12 protein-coding genes and 1 pseudogene are annotated in these 16,005 nt (G+C 44.4%); 12 read left to right on the plus strand and 1 reads right to left on the minus strand.

Translation table 11 applies throughout. From position 1 onward, the window contains the following. Nucleotides 1-33: 33 nt before the first annotated feature. The 7 genes and pseudogenes from NF418_RS02725 to NF418_RS10645 form a co-directional block, all read left to right on the plus strand. Nucleotides 34-1,818 (plus strand): ABC transporter ATP-binding protein, encoded by a 1,785-nt coding sequence (locus NF418_RS02725; RefSeq protein WP_256778327.1) that lies wholly within the window; start codon nucleotides 34-36, stop codon nucleotides 1,816-1,818. Between the two features lie 100 nt (nucleotides 1,819-1,918). After that, a complete protein-coding gene (locus NF418_RS02730; protein ID WP_256778328.1) occupies nucleotides 1,919-2,407 on the plus strand; it encodes a hypothetical protein in 489 nt (162 codons plus the stop codon). Between the two features lie 28 nt (nucleotides 2,408-2,435). After that, nucleotides 2,436-2,879, plus strand: a complete 444-nt coding sequence (locus NF418_RS02735) for a dUTP diphosphatase (RefSeq protein WP_002939955.1) — start codon at nucleotides 2,436-2,438, stop codon at nucleotides 2,877-2,879. A 6-nt stretch (nucleotides 2,880-2,885) separates the two neighbouring features. Then, complete coding sequence (gene radA, locus NF418_RS02740; RefSeq protein ID WP_024404944.1) at nucleotides 2,886-4,253, plus strand: DNA repair protein RadA; 1,368 nt, start codon at nucleotides 2,886-2,888, stop codon at nucleotides 4,251-4,253. Nucleotides 4,254-4,376: 123 nt separating this feature from the next. Then, nucleotides 4,377-4,871: a beta-class carbonic anhydrase gene (locus tag NF418_RS02745; protein WP_029943937.1), complete on the plus strand. Its 495-nt coding sequence runs from the start codon at nucleotides 4,377-4,379 to the stop codon at nucleotides 4,869-4,871. A 199-nt stretch (nucleotides 4,872-5,070) separates the two neighbouring features. Then, the gene (locus tag NF418_RS02750; protein ID WP_256778329.1) at nucleotides 5,071-5,826 is read left to right on the plus strand and encodes a TIGR00266 family protein; all 756 of its coding nucleotides are present in this window, start codon (nucleotides 5,071-5,073) and stop codon (nucleotides 5,824-5,826) included. A 155-nt stretch (nucleotides 5,827-5,981) separates the two neighbouring features. Next, nucleotides 5,982-10,658 (plus strand): annotated as a pseudogene (locus tag NF418_RS10645) (KxYKxGKxW signal peptide domain-containing protein); the annotation flags it as partial. Between the two features lie 626 nt (nucleotides 10,659-11,284). On the opposite strand, the gene NF418_RS10555 reads toward NF418_RS10645, so the two are convergent. Beyond that, nucleotides 11,285-11,467, minus strand: a complete 183-nt coding sequence (locus NF418_RS10555) for a hypothetical protein (protein WP_306172651.1) — start codon at nucleotides 11,465-11,467, stop codon at nucleotides 11,285-11,287. A 46-nt stretch (nucleotides 11,468-11,513) separates the two neighbouring features. Between NF418_RS10555 and NF418_RS10560 the strand changes: the two genes are divergently transcribed. From NF418_RS10560 to gltX, 5 genes are all read left to right on the plus strand, one after another. Next, nucleotides 11,514-11,714 carry an LPXTG cell wall anchor domain-containing protein gene (locus NF418_RS10560; RefSeq protein ID WP_306172654.1) on the plus strand — a complete coding sequence of 67 codons (201 nt, stop codon included), beginning with the start codon at nucleotides 11,514-11,516 and terminating at the stop codon, nucleotides 11,712-11,714. Between the two features lie 157 nt (nucleotides 11,715-11,871). Beyond that, on the plus strand, nucleotides 11,872-12,318 hold the full coding sequence (locus NF418_RS02760; protein ID WP_256778330.1) for a LytTR family DNA-binding domain-containing protein: 447 nt from the start codon (nucleotides 11,872-11,874) through the stop codon (nucleotides 12,316-12,318). 4 nt (nucleotides 12,319-12,322) lie between these two features. Continuing rightward, on the plus strand, nucleotides 12,323-12,970 hold the full coding sequence (locus NF418_RS02765; RefSeq protein WP_256778331.1) for a hypothetical protein: 648 nt from the start codon (nucleotides 12,323-12,325) through the stop codon (nucleotides 12,968-12,970). Nucleotides 12,971-13,056: 86 nt separating this feature from the next. Then, complete coding sequence (locus tag NF418_RS02770) at nucleotides 13,057-14,337, plus strand: MFS transporter (RefSeq protein ID WP_256778332.1); 1,281 nt, start codon at nucleotides 13,057-13,059, stop codon at nucleotides 14,335-14,337. 71 nt (nucleotides 14,338-14,408) lie between these two features. Then, nucleotides 14,409-15,863, plus strand: coding sequence for a glutamate--tRNA ligase (gltX, locus tag NF418_RS02775; RefSeq protein ID WP_256778333.1), 1,455 nt, complete (start codon nucleotides 14,409-14,411; stop codon nucleotides 15,861-15,863). The last annotated feature ends 142 nt before the right edge of the window (nucleotides 15,864-16,005 follow it).

Raw genomic sequence — 16,005 nt, forward strand, 5'->3', positions numbered from 1 at the left:
CGGTCGCTTTCTGGGCGACCTTAGTATCATGTTATGAAAACACTTAGATTTTTCTGGTTTTATTTTAAACGCTATAAGCTGTCCTTTGCTGTGATTTTTCTAGCCATTGTGGCAGCGACCTATTTACAGGTTAAGACACCTGTTTTCCTTGGAAATGCCATTGCGGAGATGGGGAAAATCGGGCAGGCTTATTTTGCTTCGGTGCAAATGGGTCAGTCAGATTTCAAACCTGACCTATCTGATTTTAACGGGGTTATGCTCAATCTTTTCTTTGCCTATACGGCGACGGTTGTGGCTTCCTTGATTTACACCCTCCTCTTCACGCGTATCGTGGCTCATTCGACCAACCGGATGCGTAAGGGCTTGTTTGGCAAGCTGGAACGTTTGACAGTTGCCTTCTTTGATAGTCACAAGGACGGAGATATTCTTTCTCGTTTTACCAGTGATTTGGATAATATCCAAAACGCTTTTAACCAGTCCTTGACCCAAGTGGTGACCAACATCGCTCTTTATGTTGGTATGGTCATCATGATGTTCCGTCAGGATACTCGCTTGGCCTTGGTGACCATTGCTTCTACGCCAGTTGCCTTGATTGCCTTGGTCGTTATCATCCGCCTATCACGGAAATATACGGATAAGCAACAGGCTGCGGTATCTAAGCTCAATGCCTACATGGACGAGAAAATTTCTGGACAAAAAGCGATTATTGTACAAGGTGTGCAGGAAGAGACGATTGATGGTTTCTTGGAACTCAATGAAGAAGTTCGTCGTACGACCTTTAAGGGTCGCTTGTTTGGTGGGATTCTCTTCCCATTTATGAATGGTATGAGCTTGGTCAATACGGCAATCGTTATCTTTGCAGGGTCAAGCATTGTTCTCAACGATAGCTCGCTGGAAACAGCTGCCGCACTTGGTCTGGTGGTGACCTTTGTTCAGTATTCGCAACAGTATTACCAGCCAATCATGCAGGTTGCTGCCAGCTGGGTAGAATTGCAGCTAGCTTTCACAGGAGCTCATCGTATTCAGGAAATGTTTGATGAGCCTGAGGAAGTTCGCCCTCAAAACGCTCCGCTATTTACCGAATTAAAAGAAGGTGTTGAAATCAAGGACATCGACTTTGGCTACTTGCCGGGTCAGAAGGTCTTGGACAAGGTGTCTATCTCTGCTCCTAAGGGTAAAATGGTGGCGGTCGTTGGTCCGACAGGATCTGGTAAGACTACCATTATGAACTTGATCAACCGCTTCTACGATGTCAATGGTGGTAGTGTGGCCTTTGATGGTCGCGATATTCGGGAATATGACTTGGACAGCTTGCGGGATAAGGTAGGTATTGTCTTGCAGGAGTCAGTGCTATTCTCGGGGACTATTGCGGACAATATCCGCTTTGGTGATGAGAGCATTTCGCAGGAAATGGTGGAAACCGCAGCTCGTGCCACCCATATCCACGACTTCATCATGAGCTTGCCAGAGGGCTATGAAACCTTTGTGACCGATGATGAGAATGTCTTCTCAACAGGTCAGAAACAGTTGATTTCCATTGCCCGTACGCTCTTGACAGATCCACAAGTCTTGATTTTGGACGAAGCAACGTCCAACGTTGATACTGTAACAGAAGCCAAAATTCAAAAGGCCATGGAGGCTATTATCGCAGGACGGACCAGCTTCGTCATTGCCCACCGCCTCAAAACCATTCTCAATGCGGATGAAATCATCGTCCTCAAAGACGGAAAAGTCATCGAGCAGGGCAACCACAGCCAGCTCCTTAAACTCAACGGCTTCTACGCCGAACTCTACCACAACCAGTTTGTGTTTGAATAAATTCAAAATTCCAGCCATTAGGTTGGAGTTTTGCTTTACCCTGTATTTCCTGTATAATAGACCTATGAAAAGACAGAGCGTTCGAGTTGAATTATTTCCCATGAAAAAGGAAGAAATCCTTGCCTACTTAGATGACAAGGGGATTTTAGTGAATGACTATTTCAAAATCTACCTAGCTCACCCTGCTTATCAAGAAGTGGTGGAGAGACAGGGGTGTTTAGTTGAGGTTGTCAGCCTAGCCGAAATGGGATTTACTAGGGAAGCAACTGCTCCTCAGATAGAGGAGAGAGCTGTGGAAATGGGGTATCGGTTACCACTAGCTCATCTGGGAGTTTTTCTTCGATTGGCTTTGTTGGAACAGGAAGTCAGTCAAGATGCCATACTCTCCCAAGGGAAATCACCAGACGGAGCTATTTGCCTACTATCGCCTCAGTTGGAAGAAGAGTTTACCTTCCCTCGTAGTGTCTATCTTCGTAAGGTTGACCAAGACTTGTGGCTACGTGCGGCTCGCTTTGATGACGAGTATGCCTTTCCCTTAACAACGCTTTTTGCATTTGTGACGAAAAATGCGAATGAATACAATGAATAAAAAGAAGAAAATGATGTAAGGAGTTCTTATGAAAATCCGTGGATTCGAACTGGTCAGCCAGTTTACTGATGAAAATTTATTGCCAAAACGCGAAACGGCCCACGCAGCAGGTTACGACCTTAAGGCTGCAGAAACCGTCAGCTTGGAGCCAGGCGAGATTAAGCTGGTGCCAACGGGTGTCAAGGCCTATATGCAGGCCAATGAGGTCCTCTATCTCTACGACCGTTCGTCTAACCCTCGTAAGAAGGGGCTGGTCCTGATTAATTCGGTTGGGGTTATCGACGGCGACTACTACGGCAATCCAGCCAATGAAGGTCATATCTTTGCCCAGATGCGAAACATCACAGAGGAAACTGTCGTGGTGGAAGCAGGCGAGCGAATTGTGCAGGCTGTTTTTGCCCCCTTCCTCTTGGCTGACGGTGACCAGGCCGACGGCGTTCGGACGGGCGGATTTGGCTCGACGGGGAAATAGGAGGAAATCATCATCGCTAAGAAAAAAACAACCTTTGTCTGTCAATCCTGCGAGTACCACTCGCCCAAGTATCTGGGCCGTTGTCCCAACTGTGGCTCCTGGTCTAGCTTTGTCGAGGAAGTGGAAGTTGCTGAAGTCAAGAACGAGCGGGTCAGCCTGACAGGTGAGAAGACCCGACCTATGAAACTCAATGAAGTTTCCTCTATTCAAGTGGCCCGCACCAAGACCAACATGGAGGAGTTCAACCGTGTCCTCGGTGGCGGTGTGGTGCCAGGCAGTCTGGTCCTAATCGGAGGCGATCCAGGGATTGGCAAATCCACCCTGCTTTTACAGGTATCTACCCAGCTTTCTACTATTGGAACGGTCCTCTATGTGTCGGGGGAAGAATCTGCCCAGCAGATTAAGTTGCGGGCGGAGCGTCTGGGCGACATCGACAGCGAGTTCTATCTCTATGCGGAAACCAATATGCAGAGCATTCGGACCGAGATTGAGAAGATTAAGCCAGATTTCCTGATTATCGACTCTATCCAGACCATTATGAGCCCTGATATTTCTAGCGTGCAAGGTTCTGTCAGTCAGGTCCGTGAAGTGACCAATGAACTCATGCAGATTGCCAAGACCAACAACATCGCAACCTTTATCGTCGGCCACATGACCAAGGAAGGAACCCTGGCTGGACCGCGGACCTTGGAGCACATGGTGGACACCGTTCTCTATTTTGAGGGCGAGCGGCAGCACACCTTCCGTATCTTGCGGGCGGTCAAAAACCGCTTCGGCTCTACTAATGAAATCGGCATTTTTGAAATGCAGTCACAGGGTTTGGTCGAAGTTCTCAATCCCAGCGAGGTCTTTCTGGAAGAGCGCCTGGACGGGGCGACTGGCTCTGCGATTGTCGTGACCATGGAGGGCACCCGCCCCATTCTTGCGGAAGTGCAGGCTCTGGTGACGCCGACTATGTTTGGCAATGCCAAGCGGACCACGACAGGCTTGGACTTCAACCGTGCCAGCTTGATTATGGCGGTGTTGGAAAAACGGGCAGGCCTGCTCCTCCAAAACCAAGATGCCTACCTCAAGTCAGCTGGCGGAGTCAAGCTGGATGAGCCAGCCATTGACCTAGCGGTCGCAGTTGCCCTTGCCTCCAGTTACAAGGATAAGCCAACCAACCCACAAGAGTGCTTTATAGGCGAAATCGGTTTGACAGGGGAAATCCGCCGCGTCAATCGGATTGAACAACGGATTAACGAAGCCGCTAAATTGGGCTTTACCAAGGTCTATGCCCCCAAAAATTCCCTAACAGGTATCAAGGTGCCCAAGGAAATCACGGTTATCGGCGTGACCACCATTGGCGAAGTCTTGCAGAAAGTATTCAACTGATGAAATCATTCGGGAGTGACAGCTAGTCGCTCCTCTTTTTGCGACAAATAGTCGGGAATGTGATAAGCTAGGTCTAACCTATTTCTGAAAATTTCAGAAATTCTTATCAGACAAGGAGGTCCTATGTCTTATTTTCAAAACTTTATGAAGGCCAACAAGGCCTATGTTGACCTGCATGGTGATTACCATTTGCCTCTTCGTCCAAAGACCAAGGTGGCTATCGTGACCTGTATGGACTCACGGCTTCACGTGGCGCAGGCCTTGGGCTTGGCTCTGGGGGATGCTCACATTCTGCGGAATGCGGGTGGGCGCGTGACAGAAGACATGATTCGCTCGCTAGTCATTTCCCAGCAGCAGCTCGGTACACGGGAAATCGTTGTCCTCCACCATACAGACTGCGGTGCCCAGACCTTTACCAATGAAGAATTTGCGGTCCAACTCAAGCGAGATTTGGGAGTGGATGTGGCTGGTCAGGACTTTCTTCCTTTTACAGACATTGAAGAAAGCGTACGGGAAGATATTGCTCTCTTGAAACAATCTCCGCTTATACCTGACGATGTTGAAATTTCTGGTGCGGTTTATGATGTGGATACGGGTCGTATGACAGAAATTATATGATGACAAAGGAGTCTAATTCTTTGGATTCCTTTATTTTTTTACAAAAATACTTGACAGAGCTTTGTTCAAGTTGTAGAATTGTGTTATAAAAACAATACAAAAGGAGTTAAAAATGATTTGGTTTATTTTAGCTTGTTTTTGGTTTATTATAGCAATCCTGTGGCTAACAGGTACATTTCGTAAAAAATAGGAGTCAACTATGTCAGACAATCGGATGAAATATACTATCGATAGTAATATGCAGTTTCCTTTGGTGGAAATCGCCTTGGAAGCTGGAGAATCAGCTTATATTCAACAAGGGAGCATGGTCTACCATACGCCGAGTGTGACCTTGAATACCAAGCTCAATGCGCGTGGTGGTTCAGGTTTTGGTAAATTGATGGGGGCCATCGGTCGGTCAATGGTATCAGGTGAATCTATGTTTATCACGCAAGCCATTTCCAATAGTTACGATGGAAAAATTGCACTTGCGCCTTCAACGCCAGGTCAGGTTATTGCCTTGGAACTTGGTGCAGAGCAATATCGACTAAATGATGGTGCCTTCCTTGCCCTTGATGGTTCTGCTCAATATAAAATGGAACGCCAGAGTGTTGGTCGTGCCTTCTTTGGAGGTCAAGGTGGACTCTTTGTCATGACGACAGAGGGTGAAGGGACTCTGTTGGCAAATGCCTTTGGTTCTATTAAGAAAATTGTGCTCAATGGTGAAAGCATTACTATTGACAACGCTCACGTTGTTGCCTGGAGCCGTGACCTCAGCTATGACATTCACATGGAAAATGGTTTCTTGCAATCCATTGGTACTGGCGAAGGGATTGTTAATACCTTCTCGGGCTATGGGGAAATCTATGTACAAAGCTTGAATATTGAAACCTTTGCCCAAGTTATCGGTAGCCATATCGTAACAGGTGGTGATGGCGGTGGAGGAAGTACGTCACTTCTTGATGCGATTTTTTAGGACTCAACCAGCTTTAGCTGGTTGAGTCTTTTCAGAATCCTTGTTGGTCAATAGTGAAATACTAATATATTTGCTTGTTTTAAAAATATTTCAAATTTGACATTGATACATAAAATAGTTTACTATAGGAATATTGTGTATTAAGGGAAAGAATTGTGAGACGTTTTAAGAGAAAGACAAATATTGTAGAAATTTCAAGAAAAACAAGGGTTAGGATGCATAAGTCCGGGAAAAATTGGGTGCGGACTATTCTATCTAGAATTAACATAAAAGTACTTGATGCTACTAAAGATCAGGAACTACAAGTCAAATATGAACCAGATGATTTACAGGGAAGGTTTATTTATGCAAAGAGAGCATTTCTTTTGGGGACCTTAGTTGCTGGCTATTCAGATATTGAACCAATTTTTGCTGAAGAGCGACTGTTAACTGAGATGGATCAAACTATTTTAGCAATAACAGATACAGTTGCATTAAGTACAAATAATTCTTCTGATGTAATGGTTCAAAGTGAATTTACTTCAGAAGAAATCAATGATCAGTATTTTTCAGAATCTATCAGCATTTCCTTATCAGAGTTAATGAGTCATTCTGTGTCTAACTCAGAATCTGTTTCATTTGTAGAGAGTCAGTTAATTTCAGAATCTCTGGCTTCTTCTGAGTCTAATAATTTAGTAGAAAATCGTTTACATTCAGAATCGGTGATGGTGTCTGCTAGTTTAGAAACGATAGCGAATCATTCTGTTAGTCTTGACACTAGTGAATCAGTTTCAGAATTACCGGCAGCCTCTGTTCAGTCCGAGTCGACTTTAGAACAAGAAACTAAATTTGATTATAGTAAATTTGATTTGGCATATACGTCTTTAAAGAATGCGCTTAATCAATCTGAACCTGAAAATATAAATGAAGGCCCATCACATTATCAGCGTTATATTTCTGCAAAAATAGTTGCAGAAAGTGCTCTGTTATTAGTTGAGCAAGTAATAAGCGGAAAAATAGAGAGTCAGACAGCACTTGATGCTATTAGCATGCGGATTGCTCAAGCGGCAAATAATTTGACAGGTAGGTTGAATCAACTAACTAGTAGACTAGCTTCTGTTGGACCCAGTCTTCGTTCGACGTCATCGTCTATCCTGGTTTTTTCTGAATCGGATAATTCTGCTAAATATCGAGATAGACAGATTTCACTCGTTGAGGGTCGATTGGATACGACTACTAATCTTATCGAATGGACTGTAACCTACCAACCCGTACAGTCTCTATCCGAAGCATATGCTGGATTTTATATTGCAGCGGTAACAGAAATGGGACCTCCTCAAAATCTTAAAGTAAATGGTATTCCGCTTTTGTTGGATACAAGTATTCGAAATCGGGAGACGCTTGGAACAAACTTAAGCACGACAGATTATACAGGTCGTTTCTATGGGAATAACTACAGTTTGGGGGCAGAAAAAGTTTCTCTCTCTGGGCCAATTACTTACACTTTTTCCACAAGAGTTGGTTCGAGTTTAGCTAATATCGCTCTGTATGTGCAGGCAGCCTTACATCCAACGGATTCGATTGTTCATGCTACTTACAATGAAGCGAATGGTCGAACGAATTTGAGCGGGATGCTCATTGGCTATCGTGCTTCATTTGTTGCAGACAGTATGAATAGTTTTCTGCAGTCAACATCCGAGTCTATCCAAAACTCCTTAAGCATTCGTCAATCGATTAGTCAAAGTCAATCCCTATCTATTTCAGAATCGCGCTCTGTCTCACAATCTCAGTTCCAATCCATTTCGCTTTCGAATTCGCAATCAACATCATTGTCGGTATCGGAATTGATTTCTGAGTCTTTCTCGATTTCAGAATCGTCATCACATTCGGAATCCGAGGTAGCTTCTGTTTCAGAATCTGTTAGTGAGTCCCTTTCTGAGTCTTTATCAATTTCCCTTTCAGTCTCCAACTCAGAATCGGTCAGTGAATTAGTTTCAGAGTCTCTTTCCGAGTCAGTTAGTGAATCTATATCAGAGTTAATTTCTGAGTCCGTTAGCGAATCAGTTTCTGAATCCCTTTCTGAGTCAATCTTAGAGTCAGTTAGCGAATCGGTCTCCGAGTCAGTTTTCGAGTCCAACTCAGAGTCATTGTCAGAATCAATTAGTGAATCGCTTTCAGAGTCAGTCAGCGAGTCAGTCTCAGAATCAGTTACTGAGTCAGTTTCTGAATCAATTTCAGAATCAATCTCTGAGTCAGTTAGTGAATCAGTGTCTGAGTCAATCTCAGAATCAGTCAGCGATTCGATTTCAGAAACCGTATCTGAGTCTATCTTCGAGTCAGTCAGCGAGTCCATTTCCGAATCAGTATCTGAGTCTATCTCCGAGTCAGTCAGCGAGTCTGTATCAGAATCAGCGAGCGAATCCATTTCTGAATCCCTTTCTGAGTCAATCTCTGAATCAGTATCAGACTCCGTCTCTGAATCCATTTCAGAGTCTGTATCCGAATCCGTTTCAGAATCTGTCTCAGAATCTATTTCAGAGTCTGTATCTGAATCTGTTTCCGAATCCATCTCAGAGTCAGTTAGCGAATCGGTATCAGAGTCCATTTCCGAGTCTGTATCTGAATCGGTATCAGAATCAGTCTCCGAGTCAGTGTCTGAATCCATTTCCGAATCTGTCTCAGAGTCAATCAGTGAATCCCTTTCAGAATCCGTTTCTGAGTCAATCTCTGAGTCAGTATCAGAATCCCTTTCAGAGTCAGTATCAGAGTCAATCAGCGAATTTGTTTCAGAGTCCATTTCCGAATCTGTCTCAGAGTCTGTATCGGAGTCAGTTTCAGAATCAGTCAGCGAATCTGTCTCAGAGTCAGTATCAGAATCCGTCTCAGAGTCTATCTCTGAATCAATTTCCGAATCTGTCTCAGAGTCTATTTCCGAGTCAGTCTCTGAATCAACCTCAGAATCAGTATCTGAATCCACATCTGAATCTATCTCAGAGTCAGTCAGTGAATCCGTCTCAGAATCCGTCTCAGAATCAATGTCTGAATCAGTTTTAGAATCAATCAGCGAATCAGTATCAAAGTCAGTTTCAGAATCTATCTCTGAATCGGTTTCCGAGTCAGTTAGCGAATCCGTTTCCGAATCCATCTCTGAGTCAGTGTCTGAATCAACCTCAGAATCAGTCAGTGAGTCCGTCTCTGAATCCATTTCAGAATCAGTTTCCGAGTCAGTATCAGAATCCCTTTCCGAGTCAGTATCAGAATCGATCTCCGAGTCAGTAAGCGAATCGGTATCTGAGTCCATTTCAGAATCAGTCAGTGAGTCAGTCTCAGAATCCCTTTCCGAGTCGATTTCTGAATCCACATCAGAATCCATCTCAGAATCAGTTAGCGAGTCTCTTTCAGAATCCGCATCTGAATCTATTTCCGAGTCAGTATCAGAATCAGAATCAGTATCTGAATCCGTTTCCGAGTCAGTCAGCGAATTGGTCTCCGAGTCAATTTCCGAGTCAGTAAGTGAGTCCATCTCAGAATCCATCTCTGAGTCATTGTCTGAATCAATATCTGAGTCAATGTCAGAATCCCTTTCTGAGTCAGTCAGCGAATCAATTTCAGAGTCAATCTCCGAGTCAGTGTCTGAATCAACCTCAGAATCAGTCAGCGAGTCCGTCTCTGAATCCATTTCAGAATCAGTTTCCGAGTCAGTATCAGAATCCATCTCTGAGTCTGTCTCTGAATCCTTATCAGAGTCCGTTAGCGAGTCAGTTTCAGAATCGATCTCCGAGTCAGTCAGCGAATCGGTATCTGAGTCCATTTCAGAATCAGTCAGTGAGTCAGTCTCAGAATCCCTTTCCGAGTCGATTTCTGAATCCACATCAGAATCAGTTAGCGAGTCTCTTTCAGAATCCGCATCTGAATCTATTTCCGAGTCAGTCTCAGAATCAGAATCAGTATCAGAATCCGTTTCAGAGTCAGTCAGCGAATTGGTCTCCGAGTCAATTTCAGAGTCAGTGTCTGAATCAATCTCTGAGTCAATGTCAGAATCCATTTCTGAGTCAGTATCAGAATCCGTCTCAGAATCCGTCTCAGAATCTATCTCAGAGTCAGTATCTGAATCCGTATCTGAATCCGTATCTGAATCCATTTCAGAGTCAATGTCCGAGTCAGTGTCTGAATCAACCTCAGAATCAGTCAGCGAATCGATTTCAGAATCCGTATCTGAATCCCTTTCAGAGTCAATTTCTGAATCAGTATCAGAATCGATTTCTGAGTCGGTATCTGAGCCCGTCAGCGAGTCTGTGTCAGAATCCCTTTCAGAATCTGTCTCAGAGTCAGTTTCAGAATCAATCTCTGAATCGGTTTCCGAGTCAGTTAGCGAATCCGTTTCCGAATCCCTTTCTGAGTCAATCTCTGAATCCATTTCAGAGTCAATTTCTGAATCAGTATCAGAATCGATTTCAGAGTCGGTATCTGAGTCCGTCAGCGAGTCTGTGTCAGAATCCCTTTCTGAGTCCGTCAGCGAATCCCTTTCAGAGTCAATCTCCGAGTCAGTATCTGAATCCATCTCAGAGTCTGTATCGGAGTCAATTTCAGAATCAGTCAGCGAATCGGTATCTGAGTCCATTTCCGAGTCAATTTCAGAATCCGTTTTTGAGTCAATCTCTGAATCAGTATCAGAGTCAGTGTCTGAGTCTGTCTCTGAATCCCTTTCAGAGTCAGTAATCGAGTCAATTTCAGCGTCAGTCTCTGAATCTGTCAGCGAATCGGTTTCCGAGTCAGTTTCAGAATCTGTTTCAGAGTCCATCAGCGAATCTGTATCAGAATCAGTTTCCGAGTCCGTCTCTGAATCCATTTCCGAATCTGTATCAGAGTCTATCTCAGAGTCCGTCTCTGAATCCATTTCCGAATCTGTATCAGAGTCTATCTCAGAGTCAGTCTCTGAATCAATCTCTGAATCCGTCTCAGAGTCTATCTCTGAATCAGTTTCAGAATCCATTTCAGAATCCATTTCAGAATCTGTATCAGAGTCTATTTCCGAGTCAGTATCTGAATCAATCTCAGAATCCCTTTCCGAGTCTGTATCAGAGTCAGTTTCAGAATCAGTCAGCGAGTCCGTATCAGAGTCTATTTCCGAATCCGTTTCTGAATCAATCTCTGAGTCCTTATCAGAATCTGTCTCTGAATCAATTTCTGAGTCCGTCTCAGAGTCAGTGTCAGAATCAATCTCAGAATCCTTATCAGAGTCCGTCAGCGAGTCTGTGTCAGAATCCCTTTCAGAATCAGTATCTGAATCAACTAGTGAGTCTGTATCAGAGTCCGTCTCAGAATCTATTTCCGAGTCGACCTCAATCAGGCGTTCGGAAGAAACTCGGACATCAGAATATACACCGTCTGAAGAAGAATCTCTACTGACTTCAATCTCACATCTAGTCTCAATTAGTGAATCGATGGTTGGGTCAGTCTCGGAATCAGCATCTGAGTCTTATTCAGAATCGATATCTGATTTGATGAGTGAATCCACTTCTGTCTTTCTTTCCGATTCGATGAGTGAGTTGGTATCAGAGTCCCTTTCTGATTTTGTAAGCGAGTCACTCAAAGAGTCCCCTTCAGAGTCCGTCTCCGATTCGGTTATCAAGTCAATGTCAGAATCAGTAAGTGAATCCATTTCAGAATCTAATTCGAATTCAGTTAGTTGGTCACAGTCACTATCTATGAGTGAAGAAGGGTCTACTTCTCATTCAGAATCCATTTCACTGGTAGGTATGAGTGGTAAGCAACTGCAACGAAGTGGTATCCTACCAAATACTGGTGAAGAATCATCTGCTTGGACTAGTCTGCTTGGAGCCTTTTTGCTCATTGGAGGCTTGTTTAAGCGACGTAAAAAACGATATGAAGATGAGTCTGGAGAGTAGCTCTGCTATTTCCAATAGAAAAGAAGTCCCTTGTCGATGCAAGGGGCTTTTGTATGCTTGATTGAACCACTTACTCAGTATTATTTACCACTTACTGAAATGCCCTTGTAATTGTGACTGGAATTGGTATAATAGACCTATCAAAAGGAGGGGAGCTATGAAGGTTAGGATTGAATTTGATGAGAACTTGGAGCAGCTTGAAGTGGTCATCCGAGCCAGCCAGCTGGGACCAGAGTTGGAACAAATCCAGCAAGCATTGAGTCGCCTGAGCCGTCCTAGCCTGGTTTTTTACAAGGGCACTAGTGAGTATTTCTTGAAACTAGAAGACCTGCTCTTTTTTGAAACGGATGGGACCAAGATGATGGGACATACCAGGGATGACGCCTATGAAGTCAAGATGAAGCTCTATGAACTGGAAGACTGCCTCCCTGCTTATTTTTGTCGGGTTTCCAAGTCAACCATTGCAAATAGCAAGGCCATCTACTCGCTGGACAAGTCCTTTTCAGGAACTAGTCGGATTTCCTTCTATCAGACCCACAAGGAGGTCCATGTGTCGTGGCATTATTATCATTTATTAAAAGAAAAGTTACGAGAAGTGAGGTAGAAAAATGAAAAAAAATGGTTTAGGAATTGCTCTGCTGGTCTTGGCAGGCTTGGTCTTGTTTCAAGACTACTTGCCGGCTATTGAGCTTCCTCTTTGGAAATTGGCACTGGTAGTCGGTTGGAGTTATCTTCTCCTAAAAGCAATAATTAGAAGACAGTTAGTTACAAGCTTTGTGTGGGGAACTTTGGTCTTTATTATTTTGAACAACCACTTTGACTGGGTGGACATCGATACTTGGACACTGATTGTGGGTGCAGGCCTAGCCTGTGCGGGTTTGCAGCTCTTATTCAAGCCCAAGAGACCAGATGTGAGCAGTACAGGAGTGATTGGCGATAAGGGTAGGGAAATAGCCTTCGGTTCCTCTACTCGCTACATTCATGAGGAAAATTTTACCTACGATAGTGTGGAAGTGGCCTTTGGCTCCAGTATGGTTTATTTTGATCAGGCGGTTATTCTGGGAGATAAGGCGGATTTTCATATCGATGCGGCCTTCTCATCAGTTAATCTTTATCTGCCGACAAATTGGCAGGCGGTCGTGGAGCTAGACAGTTCCATGTCTGCTGTCAATAACTATGCAACTGGTATAGGAGAAAAGATGCTGCATATCACAGGAGATATGGCCTTCTCCACTTTGAATATCTATTACACCTAGAGTGAACAGAGAGCAGTCTATTCAGGCTTCTCTGTAGCATAAAAAGTCGGAATATTCTGGAAATTATTCAAAAGAAAGGGATTATCATGAAAAAGATTTTGAAAAATGCTACCTACCTATGGGTACTGACTGCGGATATGTTGTCCAATTTTGGCGATGTGGTCTATTATCTGGCCTTGATGAACTATGTTTTGCTGGTGCCCAACAGTCGTCTGGCTCTGGCGATTGTGACCTTCTCGGAAATTTTCCCTAGCTTTATGGGGCTCTTTACAGGCTATCTGGCAGACAAGACGGTCAACAAAATCGGTACCATTAAGCTGACTCTGCTCTTTCGTGTCCTTCTCTACCTCATCCTCGGCTTCTGCATGGGCTTTGAGCCAGCCCTCTGGATTGTCGTGGTGGCCGCAAGCTTCAATGTCTTTGCAGACTTCGCTGGCTTCTATGAAAACGGCCTCTATACACCTCTGGGATTACGCGTAGCGCCCAAGGAAGAGCGGGAGCAGTACTCGGCCTTTCGCCAGACTGTGACCAGCCTCCTCAACATCGCCTTTCAGGCCCTCTCTGCCCTCTTGGTCGGCCTCCTCTCCTACCAAAACCTGGCCTTTCTCAACGCCGGCACCTTTTTAGCCGCCCTCCTCATCATGCAGCTGCTGACGCCAGCCTTTCGCAAACTCCTGACGGAGCAGCCTTTGAAAATAGCAGAGCAGCCGAGCCAGACTGAGCAAAAAACCAAGGGACCAGGCATTCTAGCTTCTTTCAAGCAAGCCATCGTGGAGCTACGCAAGATACCTGAGTTCCGTCTGGTCTTGATTACCAGCCCTCTTATCAACGCCTGTGGAGCGATTCTCTATCCTATTCTGGTCCTGCTGATTAGCGAAGACCCAGGCCTTGTCTTCCTTAATGTTGAAACAACCCTTGCCCTGACCATTTTGATTTTCTTTGTTGGCAATATCTTAGGCTCGACCTTGGTCTTTACCCTTTTCAAAAAGACCAGCATGGTGACGCTAGAAGTGGCAGCCACTTTCTCTCTTCTTGGCGTTTTTGTCGGAATGCTACTACACCAGTTACCTGTCATTTTCTTCTTCCTTACTACAATGGGAATTAGTTCTGGAGCTAGTGGACCTAAGTTTAACGCTAAGTTTGTCAACTCCATGCCAGAGGAGCAGTTGGCGACCATCGGCGGAGCGGTATCGACCTATTTTATGCTAGGTCAAGCCTTTACTCGACTATTGGTTTCGGGATTGGTCTTGGTGCTAACAGTGGATCAGATTAGCGGACTTTTCCTAACAGCTACTGGTTTGTTAGTCCTCTATGTCTTCTACTGGCTGGCTCGTAACCAAAAAACACCTCAAAATCAGTCTATCTAGGCTGATTTTTCTGTTATCTGGGGATGTTCTATGCTATAATGTTCTTGATTGAAATTTTACAGGAGAGAAACATGACTAAACCAATTCGTGTGCGTTACGCACCAAGTCCAACGGGACTTTTACATATCGGAAATGCTCGTACAGCATTGTTTAACTATCTTTTTGCTCGTCATCATGGTGGTACTTTTCTTATTCGTATCGAGGATACAGACCGCAAGCGCCATGTGGAAGACGGAGAGCGTTCTCAGCTGGAAAACCTGCGTTGGTTGGGGATTGACTGGGATGAGAGTCCAGAAACTCATGAGCAATACCGTCAGTCTGAGCGTTTGGATATTTACCAAAAGTATGTTGATCAGCTCTTGGCAGAAGGCAAGGCCTACAAGTCTTACGTGACAGAAGAGGAATTGGCGGCGGAGCGTGAGCGTCAGGAAGCTGCGGGTGAAACTCCTCGCTACATCAACGAATACCTGGGTATGTCTGAAGATGAAAAAACAGCCTACATCTCAGAGCGTGAGGCGGCTGGCATTGTCCCAACTGTTCGCTTGGCTGTCAATGAAACAGGTATCTACAAGTGGAATGACATGGTTAAGGGCGAAATCGAGTTCGAAGGTGGCAACATCGGTGGTGACTGGGTTATCCAAAAACGTGACGGCTATCCAACCTACAACTTTGCCGTGGTTATTGACGATCATTTGATGGAAATCTCGCACGTTATCCGCGGAGACGATCACATTGCTAATACACCTAAGCAATTGATGGTCTATGAAGCACTTGGTTGGGAAGCGCCAGAATTTGGTCACATGACGCTTATTATCAACTCTGAAACTGGTAAAAAGTTGTCTAAACGTGATACTAACACCCTTCAGTTCATAGAAGATTACCGTCGTAAAGGTTATATGCCTGAAGCTGTTTTCAACTTTATCGGTCTTTTGGGTTGGAACCCGGGTGGTGAGGAAGAGATCTTCTCCCGTGAGCAATTTATCCAACTCTTTGATGAAAATCGTCTCAGCAAGTCACCAGCTGCCTTTGACCAGAAGAAAATGGATTGGATGAGCAATGAGTACATCAAAAATGCTGATTTGGAAACTATTTTCAACCTTGCTAAACCATTCTTGGAAGAGGCTGGTCGCTTGACAGACAAGGCAGAAAAATTGGTGGAACTTTACAAGCCACAGATGTCATCTGCGGATGAAATCGTTGGTTTGACAGACCTCTTCTTCTCTGACTTCCCAGAATTGACAGACGAAGAAAAAGAAGTCATGGCAGGTGAGACTGTTCCGACTGTCCTTAATGCTCTCAAGGAAAAATTGGAAGCTATGACGGATGAAGATTTCCAACCAGATAATATCTTCCCGCAAATCAAGGCTGTTCAAAAAGAAACAGGCATCAAGGGCAAAAACCTTTTCATGCCAATCCGTATCGCTGTTTCAGGCGAAATGCATGGACCAGAGTTGCCAAATACCATTTACCTGCTCGGCCGTGAAAAATCTATCCAGCATATTGACAATATGTTGAAGAGTTTGTAATGAAATAAATAATAAGGTAAATTCTCAAAGTAAGTTCTAGTTCCCGTCCTTCCAGAAGTTACTTTGAGAAAACTGCATAACATCAACAGAATTTAGTCTCAGACTAAGTTCTTTTTTTGACTAAAAATGTTGATAATAGTGA

This window comes from Streptococcus suis, from assembly GCF_024509555.1.
GTDB classification, from domain to species: domain Bacteria; phylum Bacillota; class Bacilli; order Lactobacillales; family Streptococcaceae; genus Streptococcus; species Streptococcus suis_AD.

Coding starts and splice junctions, on each gene's coding strand:
- NF418_RS02770 (WP_256778332.1), top strand. CDS start 13,057: ATGAAAAAGATTTTGAAAAATGCTACCTACCTATGGGTACTGACTGCG.
- NF418_RS02745 (WP_029943937.1), top strand. CDS start 4,377: ATGTCTTATTTTCAAAACTTTATGAAGGCCAACAAGGCCTATGTTGAC.
- NF418_RS02735 (WP_002939955.1), top strand. CDS start 2,436: ATGAAAATCCGTGGATTCGAACTGGTCAGCCAGTTTACTGATGAAAAT.
- NF418_RS02730 (WP_256778328.1), top strand. CDS start 1,919: ATGAAAAAGGAAGAAATCCTTGCCTACTTAGATGACAAGGGGATTTTA.
- NF418_RS02750 (WP_256778329.1), top strand. CDS start 5,071: ATGTCAGACAATCGGATGAAATATACTATCGATAGTAATATGCAGTTT.
- gltX (WP_256778333.1), top strand. CDS start 14,409: ATGACTAAACCAATTCGTGTGCGTTACGCACCAAGTCCAACGGGACTT.
- NF418_RS10560 (WP_306172654.1), top strand. CDS start 11,514: ATGAGTGAAGAAGGGTCTACTTCTCATTCAGAATCCATTTCACTGGTA.
- NF418_RS10555 (WP_306172651.1), bottom strand. CDS start 11,467: ATGGATTCACTTACTGATTCTGACATTGACTTGATAACCGAATCGGAG.
- NF418_RS02760 (WP_256778330.1), top strand. CDS start 11,872: ATGAAGGTTAGGATTGAATTTGATGAGAACTTGGAGCAGCTTGAAGTG.
- NF418_RS02765 (WP_256778331.1), top strand. CDS start 12,323: ATGAAAAAAAATGGTTTAGGAATTGCTCTGCTGGTCTTGGCAGGCTTG.
- NF418_RS02725 (WP_256778327.1), top strand. CDS start 34: ATGAAAACACTTAGATTTTTCTGGTTTTATTTTAAACGCTATAAGCTG.